This is a genomic window from Streptomyces sp. NPDC004284 (assembly GCF_042874035.1).
Classification (GTDB): Bacteria; Actinomycetota; Actinomycetes; order Streptomycetales; family Streptomycetaceae; genus Streptomyces.
Genome location: NZ_JBIAMJ010000003.1, coordinates 261,235 through 283,835, shown reverse-complemented (window position 1 = coordinate 283,835; position 22,601 = coordinate 261,235). Strand labels below are relative to the sequence as shown.

Genomic DNA, 22,601 nt, shown 5'->3' with positions numbered 1-22,601 from the left:
GGGGACCTCAGAACCTCTCGGGCTTGACGAGGGCGAGGACGAGATAGCCCAGCAGGGCGGCCGCGACCAGCAGACCGACGATGTTCTCGGCACTCACAGCTTGGCCACCCCCTTGGCGATGAAGGCCACCAGCGCGAAGACCGCGATCGTGGTGGCGACGAAGGCCACGTCGGCCATCGTGAGCTCCCGGATGCAGGAAGAAGGAAGAACGGATTCTCGGACAAGACGAGAAAACCGCCTTTCCTGCCGACCGCCGCCGCCGTTGACGTGCCCCTAACGCCGTTAATGCCCGTCTTGATGCTTCCTCTACGCGAAGCCCTCCCCATTGCCAGTGACCAGAAGTGCACCTATCTTCGAGCCGACACCTACGGACCGGGATGCTCGTCAGTCCCGGGGCGGTCCGCCGTTCACGGGCCGGACGGCGGGGAGCACACCTCCTTGGACGAGGAGGGCGCTGGACGCCGGGCGTACGGGATATCCGTATCCACGTACCCGCAGGAGCTGTACATGAGCAAGCACGTCCTGTCCCAGAACCAGTACGGCAAGGCCGAGAACCGCATCGTCACGGTCACCCGCAAGGGCAACGACGGCGCCTGGCACGAGATCCGCGACCTGAACGTGTCGGTGGCGCTGCGCGGCGAGTTCCGCGAGGTCCACCTGACCGGCGACAACGGCAACTGCCTGCCGACCGACACCACCAAGAACACGGTCTACGCCTTCGCCAAGGAGCACGGCGTCGCCTCCCCCGAGGCCTTCGGCATCCTCCTCGCCCGGCACTTCGTGGGCTCCCAGGCCGTGATCCACGAGGCCCGGATCCGGATCGAGGAGTTCGCCTGGGAGCGGATCTCCGTGCCGTCGCGCAAGGAGCAGCACTCCTTCGTCCGCAAGGGGCAGGAGGTCCGCACCGCGCAGATCACGTACTCGGAGAACACCGGGCTCCAGGTCCTGTCGGGCCTCAAGGAGCTGACGGTGATGAACTCGACCAACTCCGAGTTCCACGGCTTCATCAAGGACGAGTACACGACGCTCCAGGAGGCGTACGACCGCATCCTGGCCACCAAGGTCACCGCCCGCTGGGCGAACTCGGCCTCGGCGGCGGCGAACCCGGAGCACGACTGGGACGCCTCGTACGCGAAGGTGCGGCGCCACATGCTGGAGGCGTTCGCGGAGACGTACAGCTACTCGCTCCAGCAGACCCTGCACGCGATGGCGGACCGGGTCCTGGACCACGTCTCCACGGTCAACGAGGTCCGGCTGAACCTGCCGAACAAGCACCACTTCCTGGTGGACCTGGAGCCGTTCGGGCTGAAGAACGACAACGAGGTGTACTTCGCGGCCGACCGGATGTACGGCCTGATCGAGGGCACCATCCACCGTGAGGGCGTCCAGCCGGTGATCGCGACCAGCGACTGGATCACCGCCTGACCCGACGGGTCAGCCGAGCCCGGCCGCCGTCTCCACTCCCAGCCATACGGCTCCGAGTCCGGCGGCCAGGCTCCCCGCCACGTTCAGCGCCGCGTAGCCCTTCGCCCCGTTCTCGTACAGCCGGAACGTCTCGTACGAGAAGGTGGAGTACGTGGTGAGGGCGCCGCACAGGCCCGTGCCGAGCAGCAGATGGGCCTGGGCCGAGGAGACGCCGGTCAGGAGCCCGAGGACGAACGAGCCGACGACGTTGACGGTGAACGTGCCCCACGGGAAGACCGAGCCGTGGCGTGCCTGCACCGCGCGGTCGGTGAGATAGCGCAGGGGCGCTCCGACGGCGGCCCCCGCCACGACGAGCAGCCAGTTCACGCGCGCCTCCCCCGGGCCCGGACGAGCGCGCGGGCGGCGGTGACGCCCGCCGCGACGGCGGCGAGGGCGGTGAGCAGGGTCCCGCCCAGGTAGAGCAGGCCGCGCGCCGGGTCGCCCGCGCTCAACAGGCGCTGGGTGTCGAGGGCGTACGTCGAGAAGGTGGTGAACCCGCCGCAGATCCCGGTGCCGAGGAAGGGCCGGAGCAGCGGGTGCGGGGCGGTCGTGGTCTCGGTGAGGAGGACCATGAGGGTTCCGAGCACCACGCAGCCGGCCGCGTTGACCGTCAGGACCGTCCAGGGGAAGGCGCCGTCGGGGGTCGGCCAGGCGAGCGTGGCGCCGTAGCGCCCGGCCGCGCCGAGGGCGCCGCCGGCGGCGACCACCGCGACGACCGGCAGTTCCTTGCGCAGCCCCATGCGCCCAAGGTTACGAGAGTCCCGCGAGGCGACGGGACGGGGGCGATGTCCGCGCTTCGGGGGCGGCCGCGGGCTCGGTTCCGGGGTCGAGGCGAGGAGCACAGGCGCGGTCCCCGGCCTGGGGCATTAACCGGGGCCCGGCCCGTGCCGCCTCGCTCTGCGATGGTCCGGCCACTGACTGCGACGGGTCAAAGCGGGGCCGGCGAGTCTGTCAGATCCCCCCTCGGGGTATTCCGGAGGGCCGGTGCGGGGGCCCGCGAGGGGGTGGGGGTAGGGGTTCTGACCTGCGGGAACGCGCGGGTAGGTGGCCGGGCCACCATCCGGCGGCCGATTCGGGTGCCGGGTACACCTCGTCCCGGCGGGCGGGGCCGGGCGAGGGTGGTGGAGCAGCGGGAGGGAGCTGCGCAACCTTCGGGCAGGAGTGTCGTGAGTACATCCGTCGCAACCAAGCGCAGGGCCGTCACCGGGGCCGTCGCCCCGGCCGTGCCCCTGGGCGTCGTCAGGTCCTCCGGCGGCGCGGCCGACTCGCGCGAGGACGTCTACGCCGAGCTGTGCGCCGCGCTGTTCTCCGGCTTCCCGCGCCGCGACCAGCGCCTGAAGGCCGAGCAGTACCTGCACGGTCTGCTCACGGCGCAGGGCCGCAAGTCGATACGCAACATCGCCGCCCAGATCGGCGGTCCGGCGGCCGAGCAGAGTCTGCACCACTTCGTGTCCAGCTCCACCTGGGACTGGCAGCCCATGCGGGCGGCGCTCGCCAAGTACCTGGAGCGGAACGGCTGCCCGCAGGCGTGGGTGGTGCGGCCGATGCCGATCCCGAAGGCCGGGGAGCACTCGGTGGGCGTGGACCGCCGGTTCGACCCGGAGCGCGGCCAGGTCTTCCACGGGCAGCAGGCGTTCGGGGTGTGGTTCGCGAGCGACGAGCTGAGCGTGCCGGTCAACTGGCGGCTGTTCCTGCCGGATCCCTGGGTGAAGGACCGCACGCGGCGCGACCGCGCGGAGGTCCCCCAGGAGGCCGGCGAGGAGACCCTGGAGGAGTGCGCGGTCGCGGCGGCGCTCGACACCGCCCGCTGGCCCGACGTCGCCCGCAAGCCGGTGCTGCTCGACATCCGGGGCGGTGCGGGCCGGGCGGCCCTGACGCGGCTCGCCGGGGCGGGCGTGCCGGTGGTGGCCCGGATCAACCCGGGCTCGCGGCTCGCGATCGCCGACCGTTCGCTGCCGGGCTTCGGGGCGGGCCCGCTGTCGGCCGTGCAGATCCTGGAGTCGCTCAAGGGGCTGCGCAGGCCGGTGAGCTGGGTGGACACGGTGGCGGGGGCGCGGACCTCGCGGACCTCGCTCGCGACGGCCGTGCGGGTCGCGCTGCCCACGCCGGGCGGGGAGCGGATGCGTCCGCTGGTGCTGCTCGGCGAGTGGGACGACCCGCGCAGGGCGCCGGCCCGGGTGTGGATCAGCGATCTGACGAACTCCCCGGTCGGCTCGCTGGTGCGGATCACGAAGCTCGCCCGCCGGGTGGAGCGGGACTTCGCGGAGGTCGGCGAGGGGGCGGGGCTGCGGGACTTCGTGGGCCGCTCGTACCGCGGCTGGCACCGTCACATCACGCTGGCCTCGGCGGCGCACGCGGCGACGGTCCTGGCCGGCGGCTGGGACGCGGCGTACGACACGGGGTACGCCTCCAGGCGCTCGGCGAGCTGACGGGTCCCGTCCCTCAGGCCCCGTTCCCTCAGGTCCCGTTCCTCAGGTCCCGTTCCTCAGGTGCTGCGCTCCGGCGGGCCCGCCTGCCGGGCCGGGTCCGTCGCCACGCGTCCGCGGGTGAGGAGCTCGCGGGTGCGCTGGAGGCGCAGCGCCAGCTGGACCTCCAGGACCTGGCCGGGCTTCTGCCATTCGGGGCCGAGGAGTTCGCCGATCCGCTCCAGGCGGCGGGAGACCGTGTTGGGGTGGACGTGGAGCGCCTCGGCCGCGTTCGTGGGGCTGCCGCCCGAGGCGAAGTACGCCTCCAGCGTGTGGGTGAGGTCGGTGAACCGCTCGGCGTCGTAGTCCAGGACGGGGCCGATCGCCGACTCGACGAAGCCGTCGACGTCGTTGTCGTCGGAGAGCAGCAGCCCGAGGAAGCCGAGGTCCTGCACGGAGGCCGCCGAGCCGGTGCCGCCGAGCGCGCTCATCGCGTCCAGGCAGCGGCCGGCCTCCTGGTGGATGCGGCCGACGCCGTCCGGGCTCTGGGCGGGTCCGGCGGCGGCGACGGAGACGGGGTGCCCGAGCAGCGGGGACAGTTCGGCGGCGACGGCCTTGGCGGCGGCCGAGGCGTCGATGCCGGGGAGCAGCAGCACGATGCGGCCGCCCTGCACGGTCTTGAGGCCGGAGAGGCGGTACGCGTACGAGGACGCCCACACCACCGCCCGGCCCTGCTCGCCGCCCTCGGGCCGGGCGAGCACGAGGACGTGCGGGCGGCGCAGGTCGACGCCGAGGCGGCGGGCCCGCTGGGCGATCTGCTGCGGGGCGTGCGGCGGGTCGGCGATGAGGTCGTCGAGGAGTTCGTCGCGGACGGGTCCTTCGGCGACGGCGGTGGAGCGGCGCATCAGGAGGAGGAAGGCGACGGACTGGGCGGCGAGTTCGAGGAGGCGTTCGTCCTCGCCGGTGAGCCCGCCGGCGGCGCGGATGACGAGGCCGCCGAGGTCCTCGGAGCCCGCGATGACCGGCGCGACCCAGGTGTCGTCGGCGGCGAGGACCGGGCGGCGGCGGGCATGGGCGTCGAGGGAGGCCTTGGCGATGGCCTCCTCGTCGAGGCCGGGGATGTCTCCGGCGCCGGCGAGGGGGCGGCCGCCGGGGTCGCGGATCAGGACGGTCGCGTCGAGGGCGTCGGCCGCCGCCTTGGCGACGTGGCACAGGTCGCCGCCGGCGAGGACGAGGTTCATGATGCGGCCGTGGGCCTCGCTGACGTGCCGCATGCGGGTGAGCCGGGTGCGCGCCCGGGCGCTGTCCCGCTCCAGTTCGGAGACCTCGGCGCGGGTGTGGTCGAGGAGGCCGGCCTTCTCGACGGCGAGGGCGGCGAGGTCGGCGAGCGCGGTGAGGAGCGCGATCTCCTCCCCCGTGTGGTGCCGGACGCGCCGGTCCGCGCCGTGCAGGGTGCCGATGACGGTGTCGCCGCTGCGCAGCGGCGCGGCCACGATCGCGTGGAGTCCTTCGGCGCGCAGGGCGGACTCGGCGGCCTCGTCGAAGGCCGGGGCGTGGACGCCGGCGTCGAGGGAGCCGGAGGGGGCGAAGCGCTCGTCGGCGAGGTAGTCGGCGGTCCAGACGGGCGCGCCGTGGAGGTGGACGGCGCCGCCGAGTCCGTACCCGTCGGCGATGCGGAGTCCGGGGGCGAGGCGCGGGCCGGGGCCGGGCGGGGTGCGGGTGCCCTCGGTGGTGTGGACGTAGCAGGCGCCGTGCGGGTCGCGCAGGGTCACGTACGCGAGGTCGAGGCCGAGGAGCCGGCGGGCGCGGCGGGTGATGACGCGGAGCAGGCTGTCGAGGTCGTAGGAGAGGGTGAGGTCGCGGGCGGTGTCGGTGAGGGCGGCGAGTCCGTCCCCACGGCGGGCGTCGTGCGCGCGGGCGGCGCGGACCTCGCCGGCGAGTTCCACGGCCCGCTCCAGGCGGTGGAGTTCCCCGTCGGCCAGGCCGGTCCGCCGGGCCTCGTCGAGGAGGGTGTCGAAGTGGGCGGGCGGTGCCTGCCGGGCGAGCAGTTCGAGGACCGTGAGCAGCGCGTCGGCACCACCGGCTCCGTCCGCGCCGTCTCGTGTCATGGCCCCTACCCCCGTGATCGAGCGAAATCGGGCACCTGGGAGGAAACCCGTACTGCTCGCCGAAAATAATTCGGCTTCGGGAGTCGGTCAACGGTGAGTTGCCGCACTTCATTCCCCGTGGCGGGCGATCACTCCGCCGGACGACCGCCGGACGGCCGCCGCGGGGTCAGCCGACGGCGGCCGCCGGGACGAGCCGGTCGGGGGCGTACGGGGCGGGGATCCGCCGGCTGGGGATGTACTGCGTGGGGATCCGGAGGCCGTACGCGGGGCGGCCGGCGGTGTCCCGCACGGTCAGGACCGAGCGCTGGAGCCGGCGCAGGCGGGCCGAGGGCTCCATGCCGTTCTCGCTCTTGAGGGTGACGCGCAGCCGCTCGTACACGATGAGGGCCTCGTCGGGCTGTCCGCAGCGCAGCAGGGCGACCATGAGGTGGGCGTGGAGGGGCTCGTTGGTGCGGTAGCGGGCGACGAGTCCGGTGAGCTCGGAGACGAGTTCGCTGTGCCGGCCGAGGCCGAGCTGCGCTTCCACCCACTGGTCGAGGACGCTGAGCCGGGAGGTTTCGAGGCGCTCGATCTCCCTGCGGAGCCGGGGTCCCGCGGCCACGCCCGCGTAGGGTTCGCCGCGCCACAGGGCGAGGGCCTCGCCGAGGCGGAGCGCGGCGCGGGAGAGGTCGCCGGCCTCCATGGCGCGGTAGCCGGCGCCGGCCGCGCGCTCGAACTGCCGGACGTCGTTGGTGCCGCCGCCGGTGTCGAGGCGGTAGCCGCCGGGCTGGGAGACCAGGATCGCGTCGGCGGTGCGCCGGTCGGACCAGCCGGGCCGCGGCTCGGCCGGTTCGGCGTCGCGCAGGGCGCCCGTGATGAGCGTCCGCAACTCCGCTATGTGCGACTGGAGTTCGGCACGGGCGCCGCGCGGCGGGCCGGACGGCCACAGTTCCTCGGTCAGGACCGTCACGGGCACGACCTGGTCGGCGCTGGCCGTGAGCAGGGCGAGCAGCTGCCGGGGAGCGGCCGCCGTCGGGGTGATCGACACCCCGTTCTCACGTACCGACAGCCCCCCCAGAATCCGGACGTCCACCTTGCCCCCTCAGTGCCTGTGCGGTGTCTGTGCGCGGGATGACTCCCGTTGATTAGAAAAGACCCCCGTAGGCATGTCAATAAGAAACCGGAGGGTACGGAACGACTCCCTCGGATATCGAGGTGATCCACCACCTTTGTCACGATTTTGAGGTGTCAGGATTTCGTCACTGTGCAGATCTCACGTCCAAGAAAGGACTGTTTCAGGACTCGGGGGTACGGTTTCACAGGGCCCTTGCGGATGCGAGGAGGGTCGACACGCGCGAGATCACGCCAGAAACCGGCCGAGGGGTACGGTTCCTCGAGCGCCTCCCGAGCGCTTTCGAGCGCCCCTAGAGCACGGCGGCGGCGGTGATGAGGCCGAACGAGAGGGTGATCAGGGCCGTCCGCACGCGATGGAAGCCGTTCCAGCGCCTCTCGAAGGCGGCCCGGGCCGCCGCGGGCTCGTCCTGTGAGGCGGCCAGCGCCGTGTTGAGCGGGACGTTCCCGCCTATGGTCACCAGGTGGTTGAGGGCCGCGGACACGAGCCCCGCGAGGACGAGCCACTTCTGCGTGTCCGTCCGCCCGTCCTGGGGGACGAGGAACGCGGCGGCGGGGAAGGCGATCACGCCGAGGAAGACCGTGAGGAACACGGCCCTCGGCACGTACTCGTTGATCCGGCGCATCGCCGTGACGAACTCCGGGTCCGTCAGACGGGCGAGCGCGGGCATGATCCCGGTCTGGAAGATCAGCAGGAAGCCGGCGTAGAGCCCGGTGCTTCCGACGGCGAGGGCGAGCAGCAGGGTGGCCATGCCGCCATTCTGTCCCGACACCCGGGGCGGACGGAGGAGTTGCGCAGGGATCCCGGTGCGGCGACCGCGACAGGGGTGAACCCGGGTGGCATGGATTCGCCATCCTTCCCAACAGGGGTTGTCACCGTGTGCAGTCGCGTGCGTACATGGAGTGGACATCGATCGGGCGGGGGTGGTCAGCGGTGGCAGAGAGCGCGGGCTCCGTGATGCTCGCCCGTTCGGCGATGAACCGGGCCGCGACCGAGGGACAGCGGCCCGCCGGGCGGCCGGTCCGGGGCGCGCGGCGCATCAGCGCCGCACTCGCCGGGCTGGCCGCCTCCACCCGGCACGAGTTGCTGACCTTCGACGACCCGGTCGCGTCCGCGGGCTGCGCGATCCCCGAGCCGTTCCTGGAGCTGGCGGGAGCGTGCATGCGGGCCGCGGCGGAGCGGGCCGAGGAGGTCAGACGGATCGTGCCGCGGCATGCGCTGCCCCGGCTCGAAGGGGGGCTCCGGCTCCCCGGCCGGGCCCGCCTCGCCGACGCCATCCCGTTCAAGATGATCGTCGTCGACCGGACGGTCGCCGCCGTCCCGCTCGATCTGGAGCTGCTGTACAACGGGCTGCTGCTGATCCGGGACCCCGTCGTGGTGCAGGCCTTCGTCCGGGCCCATCACGCCTGCTGGGCGGCGGCCGAGGAGCTGACGTACGCGGCGCCTCCCCCGCCGCCCCGCGATCTGCCGCCCCAGCTGCGCCCGGTGCTCGACGCCCTCCTGTCGGGGGTCACCGACGAGACGGCGGCCGCCCGGCTCGGCATGTCCGCGCGGACGTACAGCCGCAGGGTGGGCGACCTGATGGCGGCCCTCGGCACGACGAGCCGCTTCCGCGCGGGCGCGGAAGCGGCTCGGAGGGGGTGGTTGTGAGACCGGCTAAGAGACGATGTCCTTGCGGGCGAAGCCGCGGAAGGCGAGCGCGAAGAGGACCAGGGCGTACGTCACGGAGATCGCCGTTCCCTTCACCATGCCGCCCCACTCCAGCTGGGGCTGGAGCGCGTCGATCCAGGCGAACTGCCAGTGCGCGGGCAGGAAGTCGCGCCAGTCGCCGAGCGCCGTGACGGCGTCCAGGACGTTGCCGACGATGGTCAGGCCGACGGCGCCGCCCACCGCGCCCAGCGGGGCGTCGGTGCGGGTGGACAGCCAGAAGGCGAGGCCGGCGGTGACCAGTTGGGAGGCGAAGACGAAGGCGACGGCGATCCCCAGCCTGAGCAGGGCGTCCCCGGCCGGCACGGAGCCGCCCGTCGGCAGCTGGAGCGGGCCCCAGCCGTAGGCGACCGTGCCCGCCGCCAGGGCCACGAGCGGGAGGAGGACCATCGCGGCCGCGCTGTAGGCGAGGGCGACCGCCAGCTTGGAGGCGAGGAGCCGGGAGCGCGGGACGGGCGCGGCGAGCAGGTACCGCAGGGAGGACCAGCTCGCCTCGGAGGCGATCGTGTCCCCGCAGAACAGCGCCACCGGAATGACGAGGAGGAAGCCGGCCGAGACGAACAGGCAGGTCGCCGCGAAGTTGGCGCCGGAGGCCGTCGCCGTGTCCATCAGGGTGATGCGGCCGTTGCGGTCGCCGTCCCCGGGGCCGCCGATCGCGAAGGCCGCGATGAGGACGAAGGGCAGGGCGGCGAGGATGCCGCCCATGATCAGGGTGCGCCGGCGCTTCCACTGGCGGAGGGCCTCGACGCGCAGGGGCAGGGTGCGTCCGGGCCGGTAGCCGGGGGCGCCCGGCGGCGTGGTGGGCGGGGCGGCCGTGGCGGTCACGCGGCTCCTCCGATCAGGGTCAGGAAGGCGTCCTCCAGACGCCGGTGGGGGCCGACGCCGGTCAGCGGCACGTCCAGGCGGACGAGTTCGCCGATGAGGGCGGTCGGGTCGATGCCGTCGAGACGGACCAGGAGCCCTTCGTCGGTGCGGGTCGCCGCGCCGACGCCGGTCAGGGCGTCGATCTTCGTGACGAGGGCGTCGTCGATCTCCCCGGCCAGGCTCACCAGGAGGGTGTCGCCGTTGCCGGTGATCTCGGCGACCGGTCCGGCCTGCACGAGCCGTCCCCGGTCCATGACGACCAGATGGGTGCAGGACTGCTCGACCTCGGCGAGGAGGTGGCTGGAGACGATGACGGTCCGGCCCCCGGCCGCGTACCGGATCATCACCTCGCGCATCTCGCGGATCTGCGGCGGGTCGAGTCCGTTGGTCGGCTCGTCGAGGATCAGCAGGTCGGGCAGGCCCAGCATGGCCTGGGCGAGGGCGAGGCGCTGCCGCATGCCCTGCGAGTAGGTGCGGACGGCGCGTTCGAGGGCGCCGCCCAGGTTCGCGATCCGCAGGGCCTCGTCGACATGGGCGTCCTCGGCGGGGCGGCCGGTGGCCTTCCAGTACAGGTCCAGGTTCTCCCGGCCCGACAGGTGCGGCAGGAATCCGGCGCCCTCGACGAAGGAGCCGACGCGGGAGAGGACCGGGGCGCCCGGCCTGACGGCCTGGCCGAAGACCCGGATCTCGCCCTCATCGGGGGTGATGAGGCCCATCAGCATGCGCAGGGTGGTGGTCTTGCCCGCACCGTTCGGCCCGAGGAGGCCGAGGACCTGGCCCTGTTCGACGCGGAAGGACAGGTCCCGGACGCTGTACCGGTCGCCGCCCTTGTACTTCTTGGAGAGGCCCGTGATCTGGAGGGGTACGGCGGCCAGTTCGGGGTCGGGCGCGGGGGCGGCCGTCTTCCGGCGGGCGGTGAGCAGGAGGGCGGCGGCCCCGGCGAGGCCGAGGAGCGGCAGGCCCCACACCCACCGGGGCAGGGCGGCGGCCTCGGTGGAGAGGCCGGGCGCGGTGGGCACGGTGAGCGGGCCCTCGACGGCGACGGTGTAGCCGGCGGGGACCGTCGGGGAGGCGTAGCCGAGGTCGGTGGCGGCGACGACGAGCCGCAGCCGGTGCCCGGCCTCCACCTCGTGGTCGATCGCGGGCAGGGTCAGCGTGACGCTCTTCCCGGCCTTGGCGCCGTCGACGCGGACGGGGGCGACGAGCTGGGCGGGCAGCACCTGCTGCCGGCCGTCGGGCCCCACGTCGTACACCTTGGCGAAGAGGACGGCGGAACCGTCGGCGGCGGTGGAGGCGACCTTGACGCGGACGGTCGGCGTGCCGGTGATCCGCAGGGACGCGGTCTGCGGCTTCGCGTCGAAGCGGGCGTGCTGGCCGGGGAAGTCGAGGGAGAGGCCGACCCCGAGGGAGGAGAGCCCGGAGAGTCCGCCGCCGAGGCCCGGGACGGCGGAGACGGCGGGCGGTGCGGCGCCCGCGGGGTTGGTGAAGGTCTGCGGCGGCCCGCCGAGGGCGAGGTCCGTGGTGCCGGAGGTGAGCCCCGGGTAGCGGTCGGCGGTCGCGGCGCGCAGGGTGGCCTGCCCGTCGGTGGAGTCGACGCCGCCGGTGCGGCTGACGCGGAAGGCGGGGCCGGTGTCGACGGAGGTGTCGCGCTTCAGCCAGCGGTCGAACCAGGTGCCGATGCGGCGCTCGACGCGCTCGGTCTCGCGGTCGCCGCCGTCGTGGCCGCCGGCGATCCAGTCGACGGCGACGGGGGCGCCGCCGGCCGTGAGGGCGCGGGCCATGGCGTCGGACTGGGCGAGGGTGAAGAGCGAGTCGGACTGGCCCTGGACGAGGAGCGCGGGCACCTTGATCCTGGACCCGACGGCGGCGGGGCTGCGGGCTTCGAGGAGGGCGCGGGCGGCGGCGTCGGGCTTCCCGGAGACGGCGACGCGCTGGTAGAGCGAGCAGAGTTCGGCGGTGAACCGGCCGCAGGAGTCGTTCCCCCGGCCCGTGGCCGGGGAGCCCGTCGAGAAGAAGATCCCGGCCCAGAGCTTCTTGAAGACGCCGTTCGGGAAGAGGGCGTCGGCGAGGTTCCAGTAGGTGATCTGCGGGGCGATCGCGTCGACGCGCGGGTCGTGGCCGGCGGCGAGCAGGGAGATCGCGCCGCCGTACGAGGCGCCGGTGACGCCGACGCGCGGGTCGCCGGGTTCGTCGAGGAGGACCTCGGGGCGGGCGGCGAGCCAGTCGATCAGCTTCGAGACGTCCTTGACCTCGTGGTCGGGGTCGTTGAGGCCGATCTGCCCGGTGGAGGCGCCGAAGCCGCGGGCGGACCAGGTGAGGACGGCGTAGCCGTCGCGGGCGAGGCCCTCGGCCTGGGCGCGGACGTCGTCCTTGGAGCCGCCGAAGCCGTGGCCGAGGAGGACGGCGGGACGCCGGCCGGCGCCGGGGCCGGTGAAGTACGAGGTGTCGAGCCGTACCCCGTCGACGTCGAGCATCCGGTCCGCACGGCTGACGGGCGGTGGATCGTCCTGGGCGACGGCGGCCCACGTGCCGGCACCCGCGAGAACGGCGAGCGCGGCGGTGACCGCGGCCCACCGGGGAAGTCGGAGTCGCATGGCGTCGAGCCTAGGCCGCCGGGCCTTGCGGCACGGCTGACCGCGGACGGAGATCGGCGGCCTTCTCAGGTCGTACGCGGCCCTGTCGGCGTACAGCGGGTGCGGTACGCCGACAGCGAGGGCGGCGGTGCGGACAGCGAGTGCGGTCCGCGGACAACGGGTGCGGTCCGCTGACCGGTACGCCGACGGCCTCCGGGGTGTGCTGTCCAGCACCCCGGAGGCCGACGGCCGACTGTGCGTCAGTGGTTGCGCGGGAAGCCCAGGTCGACGCCGGCGGGGGCGTCGGACGGGTCCGGCCAGCGGGTGGTGACGACCTTGCCGCGGGTGTAGAAGTGGATGCCGTCGTTGCCGTAGATGTGGTGGTCGCCGAAGAGCGAGTCCTTCCAGCCACCGAAGGAGTGGTAGCCCACCGGCACCGGGATCGGCACGTTCACGCCGACCATGCCGGCCTGGACCTCCAGCTGGAAGCGGCGGGCGGCGCCGCCGTCACGGGTGAAGATCGCGGTGCCGTTGCCGAACGGCGAGGCGTTGATGAGGGCGAGGCCCTCCTCGTACGTCTCGGCGCGCAGCACGCAGAGCACCGGGCCGAAGATCTCGTCCTGGTAGGCCTTGGCCGAGGTCGGGACGTGGTCCAGGAGGGACAGGCCGATCCAGTGGCCGTTCTCGTGGCCCTCGACCGTGTAGCCGGTGCCGTCGAGGACGACCTCGCAGCCCTCGTCCGCCGCGCCCTTCACGTACGAGGCGACCTTGTCGCGGTGGACGGCCGTGATGAGCGGGCCCATCTCGGAGGTCGGGTCGGTGCCGGGGCCGATCTTGATCTTCTCGGCGCGCTCGCGGATCTTCTCGACGAGCGTGTCGCCGATGGAGCCGACGGCCACGACCGCGGAGATCGCCATGCAGCGCTCGCCGGCGGAGCCGTAGGCCGCGGAGACGGCCGCGTCGGCGGCGGCGTCGAGGTCGGCGTCCGGGAGGACCAGCATGTGGTTCTTCGCGCCGCCGAGCGCCTGGACGCGCTTGCCGTTGGCGGAGGCGGTGGTGTGGATGTAGCGGGCGATCGGGGTCGAGCCGACGAAGGAGACCGCGGAGACGTCCGGGTGCTCCAGGAGGCGGTCGACGGCCACCTTGTCGCCGTGGACGACGTTGAAGACGCCGTCCGGGAGGCCCGCCTCGGCGAGCAGCTCGGCGATCTTCAGGGACGGCGAGGGGTCCTTCTCGCTCGGCTTGAGGATGAAGGTGTTGCCGGTCGCGATGGCGATCGGGAACATCCACATCGGCACCATGGCCGGGAAGTTGAAGGGCGTGATGCCGGCGACGACGCCGACGGGCTGGCGGATCGAGGCCACGTCCACGCGGTTCGAGACCTGGGTGGAGAGCTCGCCCTTGAGCTGGGTGGTGATGCCGCAGGCCAGGTCGACGATCTCCAGGCCGCGGGCGACCTCGCCGAGCGCGTCGGAGTGGACCTTGCCGTGCTCGGCGACGATCAGCTCGGCGATCGCGTCGCGGTTGGCGTCGAGCAGCGCGCGGAACTTGAAGAGGATCGTGGTGCGCTGGGCGAGCGAGGAGTTGCCCCAGGTGGCGAAGGCGTCCTTCGCGGCGGCGACGGCCGCGTCGACCTCCTCCACCGAGGCGAGGGCGACCTGGGTGGTGACGGCACCGGTGGCCGGGTCGGTGACCGGGCCCCAGTTGCCCGACGTGCCCTCGACGGTCTTGCCACCGATCCAGTGGTGGACGCTCTTCGTCATGACGAGTTACTCCTTCAGAGATGGCGGCGTCGGGCGGTGACGTGCCGGTCGTACTCCTCGCGGGCCTCGACCGCCGACGGGCGGGTCGACGTCTCGGCCACGGGCACATCCCACCACGCCTGGGCCGGGGGCGGGCCCGACACACTGTCTGCCGTTTCGGTCTCGACGTAGACACATGTGGGATCCGTGGCTGTCCGGGCATCCGCGAGGGCTTCCCGCAGGTCACGCACGGTGCGCGGGCGCAGGATCCGCATGCCGAGGGAGGCGGCGTTGGCGCCGAGGTCGACGGGGAGCGGCGGTCCGGTGAAGCCGCCGTCGTCCGTGCGGTGGCGGTAGTCGGTGCCGTACCGCTCGGCGCCGACGGCCTCGGAGAGACCGCCGATGGAGGCGTATCCGTGGTTCTGCAGGATGATCAGCTTCAGGGGCAGCCGTTCCTGGACGGCGGTGACGATTTCGGTGGGATTCATCAAGTATGTACCGTCGCCGACGAGGGCCCAGACGGGCCGGCCGGGCGCGGCGAGCAGGACGCCGATGGCCGCGGGGATCTCGTAGCCCATGCAGGAGTAGCCGTACTCGACGTGGTACTGGTCCGGGGAGCGGGTCCGCCAGAGCTTGTGGAGGTCGCCGGGGAGCGAGCCGGCGGCGTTGATCAGGATGTCGCTGGTGTCGACCAGAGTGTCGAGTACGCCGAGGACCTGGGTCTGGGTGGGGCGGGCGTCCTCGTCGGGGGCGGCGTAGGCGGTGTCGGTCCGCTCCTGCCAGGCCTTCTTCGAGTGGAACCAGTCGGCCCTCGTCCGCCGGTGGCCGCCGAGCGCCCCGGTGAGGGCGGTGAGGCCCTCGCGGGCGTCGGCGACGAGGGGCAGCGCGGCCTGCTTGTGGGCGTCGAAGCCGGCGATGTTGAGGTTGAGGAACGGCGTGTCGGGGCGGACGAGGGTGCCGGACGCGGTGGTGAAGTCGGTGAGGCGGGTGCCGACGCCGATGATCAGGTCGGCGGTGCGGGCGAGGACGTTGGCGGTGTCGGTGCCGGTGTGGCCGATGCCGCCGACGTCGCACCAGTGGTCGTACGGGAGGACGCCCTTGCCGGCCTGGGTGCCGGCGACGGGCAGGCCGGTGCGCTCGGCGAACTCGCGCAGCGCGTCCTCGGCGCCGCTGTACTTCACGCCGCCGCCCGCGATGATCAGCGGTCGTTTCGCGGCCTTCACGGCCCGGACGGCGGCGTCGAGCCCGTCCGCGTCGGGGCGGGGGCGGCGGACGGGCCAGATCCGCTCGGCGAAGAACTCCTCCGGCCAGTCGTACGCCTCGGCCTGCACGTCCTGGGGCAGGGCGAGGGTCACGGCGCCGGTCTCGACGGGGTCGGCGAGGACGCGTACGGCGGCGAGGGCGGCCGGGATCAGGGCCTCGGGCCGGGTGATCCGGTCGAAGTAGCGCGACACCGGGCGCAGGCAGTCGTTGACGGACACGTCGCCCGCGGAGGGGACCTGGAGCTGCTGGAGGACGGGGTCGGCGGGGCGGCCGGCAAAGGTGTCGCCGGGCAGCAGGAGGACCGGGAGGTGGTTGATCGTGGCGAGGGCGGCGCCGGTGACGAGGTTGGTGGCGCCGGGGCCGATGGAGGTGGTGACGGCGTGCGCGGAGAGCCGGTTCTTCTGGCGGGCGTAGCCGACGGCGGCGTGCACCATGGCCTGCTCGTTGCGGCCCTGGTGGAAGGGCATGCCCTGCTCCTCGACCAGCGCCTGGCCGATGCCGGCGACGTTGCCGTGGCCGAAGATGCCCCAGGTGGCGGTGACGAGCCGCTGCCGGACGCCGTCGCGCTCGGTGTGCTGGGCGGCGAGGAAGCGGACGAGGGCCTGCGCGACGGTGAGCCTCATGCGTATCCCTCCGTGTGGTCCGGGTGGAAGCAGATCTTCCACTCCCTTTCGGGTCCGGGGCCCGCCATGACGTTGAGGTAGTAGAGGTCGTGCCCCGGCTGGGCGATCGAGGGCCCGTGCCAGCCGTCGGGGACGAGGACCGCGTCGCCGCCCCGCACCTCGGCGAGGAGTGCGGCGCCGCCGGGCCGGGAGGGCGAGATCCGCTGGTATCCGTAGCCGTGGGGGCCCTGGACCTCGTAGTAGTAGATCTCCTCCAGGACGGATTCGGCGCCGGGCCGGTGCTCGTCGTGCTTGTGCGGTGGGTAGGAGGACCAGTTCCCGCCGGGCGTGACCACCTCGACGGCGATGAGCCGGTCGCAGTCGAAGGCGTCGGCCGAGGCGAAGTTCCGGACGCGGCGGGCGCGGTTCCCGCTGCCCCGGGTCTCGACGGGAACCTCCGGCGCGGGGCCGTAGCGGGCGGGGAGTCGTCGCTCGCACTTCGCTCCTGCCAAAGCGAAGCGGCCTCCCGCGCCGGAGGCGATCTGGGCGTGGGCGTCGCGCGGTACATAGGCGAAGTCGGTCACTCCTTCGAACACGCTCGCGCGGCCCAGGAGTTCGAGGATCTCGCCGTCGACGCGCACGCTACAGGCACCGGCGAGGGGAAGCACGACCCATTCGCGATCCCCGCTCTCGAAGGAGTGGTTCTCCCCCGGTCCGAGGGCGAGGATCCGGAGCGCGGAGTACGTCCATCCGGCCCGCTCGGGGTCGATGTCGACGGCGTACGGCCCACGGGCGGCGGTCCCTGCGGGCAGGTGGAGACTCGTTTCCATGGCGGATCCCTACCCTCGTTCCGGCAGGGTGCCGCCGCCCGGCCCGGAGGCGTCCGGCAAGGTGCCGCCGCCCGACCCGAGGGCGTCCGGCAGGGTGCCGCCGCCCGTCGCGAGGGCCGCGGCGATCTCCGCGGCGTCCGGCATGGCGGAGGAGCAGGCGAGGCGGCCCGCGACGATCGCGCCGGCGGCGTTGGCGCGGCGCAGGACGGTGCCGAGGTCCCGGCCGGCGAGGAGGCCGTCGACGAGCGCCCCGCCGAACGCGTCGCCCGCGCCGAGCCCGTTGACGACCTCGACCGGCAGCGGCGGCACTTCGGCGCGGGTCCCGTCGGCGGCGAGCGCGAGGACGCCCGCGGGGCCCTGCTTGACGACGGCGAGCCGGACCGCGCCGGTCGCGAGGAGGGCGCGGGCGGCGGCCTCCGGCTCCCGCTGCCCGGTGGCGACCTCGCACTCGTCGAGGTTGCCGACGGCGACGGTCGCGTGCCGCAGCGCCTCGGCGTAGTACGGGCGGGCCGCCGCCGGGTCCGCCCAGAACATCGGCCGCCAGTCCAGGTCGAGGACCGTCGTCTCCCGGCCGGACCTGACCCGCAGCGCCTCCAGGGTGGCGGTGCGGCTGGGTTCGGCGCACAGGCCGGTGCCGGTCGCCCAGAAGACCCGGGCGGCGCGGATCGCGTCGAGGTCGAGCTCCTCCGGCCGGATCTCCAGGTCGGGGGCCTTCGGGCGGCGGTAGAAGTAGAGCGGGAAGTCGTCGGGCGGGAAGAGCGCGCAGAAGGTGACGGGGGTGGGGTACGCGTCGACCTCCGTCACCCAGCGGTCGTCCACGGCGAAGCCCTTGAGCTCGCGGCGCAGATAGCCGCCGAAGGGGTCGGCGCCGGTGCGGGAGATCAGCGCGGTGCGGCGGCCGAGGCGGGCGGCGGCGACGGCCACGTTGGCCGGGGAGCCGCCGAGGAACTTGCGGAAGGTCTCGACCCGGTCGAGGCCGACGCCGGTCTGGAGCGGATACAGGTCCACGCCGAGGCGCCCCATGGTGATCAGGTCGTACGGCTCCGTCTCCACGCGCCACCTCTCGGTCGGACCCGCCGTCGGCTCCGTCCCCAGGTCTAGTCGTCCGCCGGGAGGCGTGTCAACGATATGTCCGGACATTCGGACGACTGCTTGACGCTGCTCTCGGACCCCGGTCAAGGTGGCAGGCATGACGAAGTCGTCGCCGCAGCCGTCGTCCTCGCAGTCCCGCATCCGGATCGGCTCCGCCCCGGACTCCTGGGGCGTGTGGTTCCCCGACGATCCCCGGCAGGTGCCGTGGCAGCGCTTCCTCGACGAGGTGTCGGGGGCCGGCTACGAATGGATCGAGCTCGGCCCGTACGGCTATCTGCCCACCGACCCGGGCGTCCTCGCGGAGGAGACCGCGCGGCGCGGCCTGCGGGTCTCGGCGGGCACGGTCTTCACGGGGCTCCACCGCGGCCCGGACGTCTGGGACCGGACCTGGGCGCACGTCGCGGAGAACGCCGCCCTCGCCCAGGCCATGGGCGCGGACCACCTCGTCGTCATCCCGTCGTTCTGGCGGGACGACCGGACGGGCGAGGTCCTGGAGGACCCCGTGCTCACCGCCGGGCAGTGGCGGGACCTGACGGGGCTGACGGAGCGTCTGGGCCGGGAGGTGCGCGAGCGGTACGGGCTGCGGATCGTGGTCCATCCGCACGCCGACACCCACCTCGACGGCGAGGAGAGCGTGACGCGCTTCCTCGACGCCACCGACCCGGACGCGGTCGCGCTCTGCCTGGACACCGGGCACTACGCGTACGCCGGCGGGGACAGCGTCAAGCTGATCGAGACGTACGGGGAGCGGATCGGCTACCTCCATCTCAAGCAGGTCGATCCGGAGGTCCTGGCCGGGGTGGTCGCCGAGGGGGTGCCGTTCGGTCCGGCGGTGGCGCGGGGCGTGATGTGCGAGCCGCCGTCCGGGGTGCCGGCGCTCGAACCGGTGCTCGCCGCCGCGTCGGCCCTGGAGGTGGACCTGTTCGCGATCGTCGAGCAGGACATGTACCCGTGCGAGCCGGACGTCCCGTACCCGATCGCCCTGCGCACCCGGCGCTTCCTCCGCTCGTGCGGGGTGTGAGCGGCGCATACCGCTCTGACCAGCGGTGACGCACGCGGACACACCGGTGGTCGCCTGTGCCGTTTCCGTCACGCGGGTCCCTCCTCCGTCACGTTTGTCTCCCTTACGCGGGCTTTGCGTCACAGGCGTTCGACAGCCGCTCTCCTCCTGTCGGAAGGGACGTTGCAACGGGCACAGGCTGATTGATCGCAACCGCCCGCCCGCAGCGCCCCCGAACGGCACCCCCGCCGCCGCTGCGCGGCGCGCAGGGAGGTACCAGGCATGACGGACACCAGACTCTGGACGTACAAGGACATCGCCGCGCACATCTGCGTGCAGCCCGACACGGTCCGCTCCTACCGGAAGCACGGGCTTCTTCCGACACCCGACCGCGTGGAGTCCGGCAAGCCCTACTGGTACGCGGACACGATCCGCGCCTGGGTCGCCAGCCGCCCCGGCAACCGGGCCCGCCGCGACTGACCCCCGTCCCGCCCCGTACGCCGGGCTCCGGATCCCCCGTCCGGAGCCCGGCGTCCTGCCGTGCGGGTCAGCGGGCGGAGCTGTACGTCCTGCCTCCGGAACCGGCGTCGGCACCGGCACCGGCACCGGCGTTTCTCTCGGTGTCGGCGGTGGCCGGGGTGTCCGTCTCGCTGATGCCGAAGCGGTCGTGGAAGCGGCGCAGCGGTCCCGGGGCCCACCAGGTGAGGCGGCCGGTCAGCTTCATCACGGCGGGGACGAGGAGGCTGCGGACCACCGTCGCGTCCATGAGGACGGCGAGGGCGACGCCGAGTCCGAGCATCTTGGTGTTGGTGACGCGGGAGGTGCCGATGGCGACCATGACGACGGCGAGGATCACGGCGGCGGCGGTGATGAGGCCGCCGGTGCGGCGCAGTCCGAAGCGGACGGAGTGCTCGTGGTCGCCGGTGGCGTCGTACTCCTCCTTGATGCGGGAGAGCAGGAACACCCCGTAGTCCATGGAGAGTCCGAAGGCCACGCAGAACATGAGCACGGGCAGGGTGGTCTCGATGTCGCCGGTGGCGGTGAAGCCGAGGAGGCCGGAGAGGTGGCCCTCCTGGAAGACCCAGACCACGGCGCCGAACATCGCCGTGAGGCTGAGGGCGTTGAGGAGGACGGCCTGGACCGGCACGAGGACGCTGCCGGTCAGGAGGAAGACGAGGAGCAGGGTGACGAGGACGATGATCCCGGCCGCCCAGGGGAGCCGCTCGCCGATGGCGTCCTTGGAGTCGACGAGGACGGCGGCCGGTCCGGTGACGGAGGTCGCGAACGGCGCTTCGGTCGCGCGCAGTTCCCCGACGACCCGCTGGGCGTCGGCGCCGACGGTCTCGCCCTCGGGCACCACGGTGAAGTAGGCGGTCCCGCCGCCGGCGGTGACGGGCCCCTCGACCCGGACGACGCCGTCGAGGGCGGCGATCCGCTCGCGGTAGTCGGCGTACCGCGCGGGGGTGGTCGCCCCCTCGGCGAGGACGGTGACGGTTCCGCCCGGGTTGCCGGGGAAGCCGTCCCTCAGCCGGTCCTGGACGACCCGGGAGGAGGCGGTGACGGGGAGCTGGCGGTCGTCGGCGGTGCCGAACTTCACGCCGAGGAAGGGCGTCCCGAGGAGGACGAGCCCGGCGGTGGTGACCACGGCGAAGACGGGCGCCCGGCGCATCACCAGGGCGGCCGCCCGCCCCCACCAGGCCCCGCCGGCGTCCTCGCGGTCGGCCCCGGTGGCGGCCTCGCCGTCCTTCCGGGGCGCGTGGCCGCGCCCGAAGAGGCGCCTCAGGTCGAGGGCGTTGACCCGGTCGCCGAGCAGCACGAGGGCGGCCGGGAGCAGGGTGAGCGCGGCGGTGGCGGCGAGCAGGACGACGGCGATCCCGGCGTACGCGAAGGAGCGCAGGAAGTACTGCGGGAAGACCAGCATCGCGGCGAGCGAGACGGCGACGGTCAGGGCGGAGAAGAGCACGGTGCGCCCGGCCGTGCGCAGTGTGGTGCGGACGGCGGTGCGGGTGTCGGCGCCGGCCGCGAGTTCCTCGCGGTAGCGGCGGACGACGAACAGGGCGTAGTCGATGGCGAGTCCGAGCCCGAGGGCGGTCGTCAGGTTCTGCGCGAAGACGGAGACGTCGGTGAACTCGGTGATGCCGCGCAGGACGGCGTTCGTCCCGAGGATGGCGACGATGCCGACGCCGAGCGGCAGCAGGGCGGCGACGGCGCTGCCGAAGACCATGACGAGCAGGATCAGGGTGAGGGGCAGGGCGATGAGCTCGGCCCGCAGCAGGTCCTCCTGGATGATCGTCTGCATCTCGTGCCGGACGGCGAGTCCGCCGCCGAGGGAGACCTCGACGGGGCCGTGGGTGCCCCGGTACGCGGGGGCGATCCGGTCGAGGACGGCGGAGGCGTCCTTCTCGTCGCCGGCGATCCGGGCGGCGATCACGGCCTGGCGTCCGTCCTCGGAGCGGAGGGCGGGCGAGCCGGTGGACCAGTAGGAGCCGACGCCGTCGACGCCCGGTTCGGCGTCGAGCCGCTCGGCGAGCCGCCGGGCCTCGGCGGCGACGGCCGGGTCGTCGACGCGGGCGGCCCCGCCGGCTCCACCGCCCCCGGCCTTCCCCGCGTCGACGAGGAGCAGCACGTTCGGCTGGGAGCCGGGGAACTGCCGCTCCAGGGCCTCGGTGGCGTGGGTCGACTCGGCGGCCGGGTCCTCCCAGCCGCCGCTGCCCATGCGGTCCGCGACGCCGCCGCCCGCGAGGACGGCGAGTGTGGTGAGCACCAGGGCCACCAGGAGGGTGAGGCGCGGCCGGGCGGTCACGAACCGCGTCCATCCCCCGCCGCCCCCGCCACCGGGAGGTGCTTTCTTGACTTCGGACATGACGCGGTGTCCCCTTCACCGTGGCCCCCGCACGCGCTTCCCGGCAGGTCGCGGGGGCCGCCCATTGCCATAGACTGGCAAACACGAGTGATCGCTCGCGTTTCTCAAGAATGCGAGTGACCTCTCGTGTTTGTCAAACGTGTTGAGGAGACCTGGGGACAGCCATGTCCGAAGTCGCATCCGGAGACGTGTCCGAAGAACCGAAGCCGCGCCGACGCCAGGCGCGCGGCGAGCGCCGCATCGCGCAGCTGCTCCAGGCCGCCGCGAACGTCTTCTGCGCGTACGGGTACACGGCGACCAGCACCAACGCGATCGCCCGGGAGGCGAGCGTCTCGCCCGGCACGCTCTACCAGTACTTCCCGAACAAGGAGGCCATCGCGATAGAGCTCGGCGAGCGCCTCCTCAGCGAGATGCGGGAGGCCCACGGCCAGGCGTTCACCCCGGCGAACCTCACCCTGCCGCTGCCCGAGCTGCTCGACGTCGTCGTCGACCCGCTGATCGAGTTCAACTGCGAGAACCCGGTCTTCCTCGCCCTGATGCACGGCTCCGACGTGCCCGGCCGGATCGCCGAGGAGCACGACGCCCTGCACACCAACCTGCTGAACTCGGTGCGGGACGTGATCGCGTACTACGCCCCCGCGCTGTCGCCCGAGGAGCGCGCCCGGATCGCCGACATGACCTTCGCGATCTTCAAGGGCGGCCTGGATCTGATCCTGGCCGCCCCCGAGGGCGCCGAGCGGGACGCGACGATCGCCGAGCTGAAGACGGTCCTCCTCCGCTACCTCTCCCCGCTGGTCGACGGGCCGGCCACCACGCCCTCACCCCACTGACCGGCAGGCCGGCCACCACACCCTCGCCCCTCCCCGTCGGTCGACGGGCCGGTCACCACACCCTCACCCCACCGACCGGCAGGCCGGCCACCACACCCTCGCCCCTCCCCGCCGGTCGACGGGCCGGTCACCACACCCTCACCCCAC

General features: G+C 73.4%; 19 protein-coding genes. 6 read left to right on the top strand and 13 right to left on the bottom strand.

Annotated features, from left to right (window positions below; all coding sequences use genetic code 11):
• Positions 1 to 7: 7 nt before the first annotated feature.
• Entirely contained in the window at positions 8 to 97 is a 90-nt protein-coding gene (kdpF, locus tag ACFYUS_RS10920; RefSeq protein WP_033204243.1) for a K(+)-transporting ATPase subunit F, read from the bottom strand.
• 410 nt (positions 98 to 507) lie between these two features.
• Between kdpF and pucL the strand changes: the two genes are divergently transcribed.
• Positions 508 to 1,425 carry a factor-independent urate hydroxylase gene (pucL, locus tag ACFYUS_RS10915; protein ID WP_388848419.1) on the top strand — a complete coding sequence of 306 codons (918 nt, stop codon included), beginning with the start codon at positions 508 to 510 and terminating at the stop codon, positions 1,423 to 1,425.
• A gap of 9 nt (positions 1,426 to 1,434) precedes the next feature.
• Here pucL and crcB read toward each other — a convergent pair whose 3' ends face one another.
• Positions 1,435 to 1,791 carry a fluoride efflux transporter CrcB gene (gene crcB / locus ACFYUS_RS10910; protein WP_388848416.1) on the bottom strand — a complete coding sequence of 119 codons (357 nt, stop codon included), beginning with the start codon at positions 1,789 to 1,791 and terminating at the stop codon, positions 1,435 to 1,437.
• Positions 1,788 to 2,204, bottom strand: a complete 417-nt coding sequence (locus tag ACFYUS_RS10905) for a CrcB family protein (protein ID WP_388848413.1) — start codon at positions 2,202 to 2,204, stop codon at positions 1,788 to 1,790. Before ACFYUS_RS10905 ends, crcB begins: the two co-directional genes overlap by 4 nt.
• Before the next feature lie 426 nt (positions 2,205 to 2,630).
• On the opposite strand from ACFYUS_RS10905, the gene ACFYUS_RS10900 reads away from it, so the two are divergent.
• Positions 2,631 to 3,893 carry an IS701 family transposase gene (locus ACFYUS_RS10900; protein WP_388848410.1) on the top strand — a complete coding sequence of 421 codons (1,263 nt, stop codon included), beginning with the start codon at positions 2,631 to 2,633 and terminating at the stop codon, positions 3,891 to 3,893.
• 56 nt (positions 3,894 to 3,949) lie between these two features.
• Here ACFYUS_RS10900 and ACFYUS_RS10895 read toward each other — a convergent pair whose 3' ends face one another.
• The 3 genes from ACFYUS_RS10895 to ACFYUS_RS10885 all read right to left on the bottom strand — a co-directional run bounded on the left by ACFYUS_RS10895 (position 3,950) and on the right by ACFYUS_RS10885 (position 7,839).
• The gene (locus ACFYUS_RS10895) at positions 3,950 to 5,977 is read right to left on the bottom strand and encodes a helix-turn-helix domain-containing protein (RefSeq protein WP_388848407.1); all 2,028 of its coding nucleotides are present in this window, start codon (positions 5,975 to 5,977) and stop codon (positions 3,950 to 3,952) included.
• Positions 5,978 to 6,143: 166 nt separating this feature from the next.
• Positions 6,144 to 7,049, bottom strand: a complete 906-nt coding sequence (locus ACFYUS_RS10890; protein WP_388848404.1) for a BTAD domain-containing putative transcriptional regulator — start codon at positions 7,047 to 7,049, stop codon at positions 6,144 to 6,146.
• Between the two features lie 331 nt (positions 7,050 to 7,380).
• Positions 7,381 to 7,839 carry a DUF1772 domain-containing protein gene (locus ACFYUS_RS10885; RefSeq protein ID WP_388848401.1) on the bottom strand — a complete coding sequence of 153 codons (459 nt, stop codon included), beginning with the start codon at positions 7,837 to 7,839 and terminating at the stop codon, positions 7,381 to 7,383.
• Positions 7,840 to 8,021: 182 nt separating this feature from the next.
• Here ACFYUS_RS10885 and ACFYUS_RS10880 point away from each other — a divergent pair, with 182 nt between their 5' ends.
• Positions 8,022 to 8,738 (top strand): DNA-binding response regulator, encoded by a 717-nt coding sequence (locus ACFYUS_RS10880; protein ID WP_388848398.1) that lies wholly within the window; start codon positions 8,022 to 8,024, stop codon positions 8,736 to 8,738.
• A gap of 6 nt (positions 8,739 to 8,744) precedes the next feature.
• Here ACFYUS_RS10880 and ACFYUS_RS10875 read toward each other — a convergent pair whose 3' ends face one another.
• The 6 genes from ACFYUS_RS10875 to iolC form a co-directional block, all read right to left on the bottom strand.
• A complete protein-coding gene (locus ACFYUS_RS10875) occupies positions 8,745 to 9,620 on the bottom strand; it encodes an ABC transporter permease (RefSeq protein WP_388848395.1) in 876 nt (291 codons plus the stop codon).
• On the bottom strand, positions 9,617 to 12,253 hold the full coding sequence (locus ACFYUS_RS10870) for an alpha/beta fold hydrolase (protein ID WP_388848392.1): 2,637 nt from the start codon (positions 12,251 to 12,253) through the stop codon (positions 9,617 to 9,619). Before ACFYUS_RS10870 ends, ACFYUS_RS10875 begins: the two co-directional genes overlap by 4 nt.
• A gap of 239 nt (positions 12,254 to 12,492) precedes the next feature.
• Complete coding sequence (gene mmsA / locus ACFYUS_RS10865) at positions 12,493 to 13,995, bottom strand: CoA-acylating methylmalonate-semialdehyde dehydrogenase (protein ID WP_388848389.1); 1,503 nt, start codon at positions 13,993 to 13,995, stop codon at positions 12,493 to 12,495.
• Positions 13,996 to 14,009: 14 nt separating this feature from the next.
• Positions 14,010 to 15,860, bottom strand: a complete 1,851-nt coding sequence (gene iolD, locus ACFYUS_RS10860) for a 3D-(3,5/4)-trihydroxycyclohexane-1,2-dione acylhydrolase (decyclizing) (RefSeq protein ID WP_388848386.1) — start codon at positions 15,858 to 15,860, stop codon at positions 14,010 to 14,012.
• Positions 15,857 to 16,669 carry a 5-deoxy-glucuronate isomerase gene (iolB, locus tag ACFYUS_RS10855; RefSeq protein WP_388848383.1) on the bottom strand — a complete coding sequence of 271 codons (813 nt, stop codon included), beginning with the start codon at positions 16,667 to 16,669 and terminating at the stop codon, positions 15,857 to 15,859. The genes iolD and iolB overlap by 4 nt, the downstream gene beginning before the upstream one ends.
• 9 nt (positions 16,670 to 16,678) lie before the next feature.
• Positions 16,679 to 17,692: a 5-dehydro-2-deoxygluconokinase gene (gene iolC / locus ACFYUS_RS10850; protein ID WP_388849161.1), complete on the bottom strand. Its 1,014-nt coding sequence runs from the start codon at positions 17,690 to 17,692 to the stop codon at positions 16,679 to 16,681.
• A gap of 166 nt (positions 17,693 to 17,858) precedes the next feature.
• Between iolC and ACFYUS_RS10845 the strand changes: the two genes are divergently transcribed.
• Both ACFYUS_RS10845 and ACFYUS_RS10840 read left to right on the top strand, forming a co-directional pair.
• Complete coding sequence (locus tag ACFYUS_RS10845; protein WP_388848380.1) at positions 17,859 to 18,782, top strand: sugar phosphate isomerase/epimerase family protein; 924 nt, start codon at positions 17,859 to 17,861, stop codon at positions 18,780 to 18,782.
• 261 nt (positions 18,783 to 19,043) lie between these two features.
• Complete coding sequence (locus ACFYUS_RS10840) at positions 19,044 to 19,241, top strand: helix-turn-helix transcriptional regulator (RefSeq protein ID WP_388848377.1); 198 nt, start codon at positions 19,044 to 19,046, stop codon at positions 19,239 to 19,241.
• 67 nt (positions 19,242 to 19,308) lie between these two features.
• Here ACFYUS_RS10840 and ACFYUS_RS10835 read toward each other — a convergent pair whose 3' ends face one another.
• A complete protein-coding gene (locus ACFYUS_RS10835; protein ID WP_388848374.1) occupies positions 19,309 to 21,624 on the bottom strand; it encodes an MMPL family transporter in 2,316 nt (771 codons plus the stop codon).
• Positions 21,625 to 21,788: 164 nt separating this feature from the next.
• On the opposite strand from ACFYUS_RS10835, the gene ACFYUS_RS10830 reads away from it, so the two are divergent.
• Positions 21,789 to 22,454, top strand: coding sequence for a TetR/AcrR family transcriptional regulator (locus ACFYUS_RS10830; RefSeq protein WP_388848371.1), 666 nt, complete (start codon positions 21,789 to 21,791; stop codon positions 22,452 to 22,454).
• The last annotated feature ends 147 nt before the right edge of the window (positions 22,455 to 22,601 follow it).

Bases quoted from the DNA above. Each gene is read 5' to 3' on its own strand.
- pucL (WP_388848419.1), top strand. From the start codon at position 508: ATGAGCAAGCACGTCCTGTCCCAGAACCAGTACGGCAAGGCCGAGAAC.
- ACFYUS_RS10905 (WP_388848413.1), bottom strand. From the start codon at position 2,204: ATGGGGCTGCGCAAGGAACTGCCGGTCGTCGCGGTGGTCGCCGCCGGC.
- ACFYUS_RS10895 (WP_388848407.1), bottom strand. From the start codon at position 5,977: ATGACACGAGACGGCGCGGACGGAGCCGGTGGTGCCGACGCGCTGCTC.
- ACFYUS_RS10885 (WP_388848401.1), bottom strand. From the start codon at position 7,839: ATGGCCACCCTGCTGCTCGCCCTCGCCGTCGGAAGCACCGGGCTCTAC.
- ACFYUS_RS10870 (WP_388848392.1), bottom strand. From the start codon at position 12,253: ATGCGACTCCGACTTCCCCGGTGGGCCGCGGTCACCGCCGCGCTCGCC.
- mmsA (WP_388848389.1), bottom strand. From the start codon at position 13,995: ATGACGAAGAGCGTCCACCACTGGATCGGTGGCAAGACCGTCGAGGGC.
- iolD (WP_388848386.1), bottom strand. From the start codon at position 15,860: ATGAGGCTCACCGTCGCGCAGGCCCTCGTCCGCTTCCTCGCCGCCCAG.
- iolB (WP_388848383.1), bottom strand. From the start codon at position 16,669: ATGGAAACGAGTCTCCACCTGCCCGCAGGGACCGCCGCCCGTGGGCCG.
- iolC (WP_388849161.1), bottom strand. From the start codon at position 17,692: ATGGGGCGCCTCGGCGTGGACCTGTATCCGCTCCAGACCGGCGTCGGC.
- ACFYUS_RS10845 (WP_388848380.1), top strand. From the start codon at position 17,859: ATGACGAAGTCGTCGCCGCAGCCGTCGTCCTCGCAGTCCCGCATCCGG.
- ACFYUS_RS10840 (WP_388848377.1), top strand. From the start codon at position 19,044: ATGACGGACACCAGACTCTGGACGTACAAGGACATCGCCGCGCACATC.
- ACFYUS_RS10835 (WP_388848374.1), bottom strand. From the start codon at position 21,624: ATGTCCGAAGTCAAGAAAGCACCTCCCGGTGGCGGGGGCGGCGGGGGA.
- ACFYUS_RS10830 (WP_388848371.1), top strand. From the start codon at position 21,789: ATGTCCGAAGTCGCATCCGGAGACGTGTCCGAAGAACCGAAGCCGCGC.